The following is a 970-nucleotide window of genomic DNA, read 5'->3' as shown; positions in this document are numbered from 1 at the left end:
GCTGCATAAAGACCACGCTGGCACGGCAGATAGCAAACTGGGTGATCATATACTCGCCCCTGCAGATGGCCGCAGACCTGATCGAGAACTACGAAGGGCATCCCGCATTCCGGTTCTTCCGCGACTTCGACGCAGACTGCGACTGGTCGAAGGCATTGCAGGGAGAGATCGGCGACTATATCGTCGTTGCAAGACGGGCCAAAGACAGATACTTTCTCGGGGCAGGAACGGACGAGAAGGCAAGGACGCTCGTGCAGAAGCTCGACTTCCTCGAACCCGGAGTGACGTATACCGCGACCATATATGCCGATGCTCCGGATGCGGGGCGCAATCCGGAGGCATACCTGATCGGGAAGCGGGCGGTGACGGCACGAGATACCATACGCATCGAGATGGCTGAACGGGGCGGGCAGGCAATAACTTTTATTCCGGCAGAGAAATAGAAGATGCCGGTGGCACGGGGAGGCCACGACGGAAAGCCGACAGGGAACAATGAGAAACGGGATCTGATCCATATCAGACCCCGTTTTTCGTATCAGGAACGATGTCGTCTTTTTTTACGCCTTTGTTGCATCTGCCGTTGCTGTTCCTCGTAAGCCCGCGTGTCGGCCAAATCCAATACCGTATCGACAATGCCAGAAATAGGATTGGCGGCATGGTTTTGCACTTCATGTTTCTGTTCCACGTGTTGTTCTGCGACCTGTTGCGCCTGTTTCGGTGCCGGATACAATTCATTGAAAACATTGGCCGAAAACTCTTTTCCCAGCACCGATCCGTTGGCGACGATGCCGTCGTTATGGTCAATGAAAGTCACGCCATAGATTCTGCCGATCGGGTTGATGCGAAAGATCGCGTCGATGTTCTCCACTTTGAGCAACTGCCGAAACTCGTTCCGTGTATTGTTCGGACTCATAGCATCCCGGACTGTCTGTCGCAGCCGGTTGAGCGTCCCGTCCTGCTTCAGCGCACT

The 970-nt window shown here is 54.8% G+C and carries 1 protein-coding gene and 1 pseudogene; one reads left to right on the top strand and one right to left on the bottom strand.

Translation table 11 applies throughout. The features are described from left to right. Window positions 1–443, top strand: a 443-nt coding sequence (locus ACESTR_RS16240; protein ID WP_373179454.1) for a glycoside hydrolase family 97 C-terminal domain-containing protein, incomplete at its 5' end; no start/stop codon positions are given. Between the two features lie 92 nt (window positions 444–535). On the opposite strand, the pseudogene ACESTR_RS16235 reads toward ACESTR_RS16240, so the two are convergent. Continuing rightward, a pseudogene (locus ACESTR_RS16235) lies at window positions 536–970 on the bottom strand (relaxase); the annotation flags it as partial.

The organism is Alistipes sp. DJF_B185 (genome assembly GCF_964250025.1).
In the GTDB taxonomy this organism is placed as follows: domain Bacteria; phylum Bacteroidota; class Bacteroidia; order Bacteroidales; family Rikenellaceae; genus Alistipes; species Alistipes finegoldii.
This window is presented reverse-complemented; position numbering and strand designations above follow the sequence as displayed.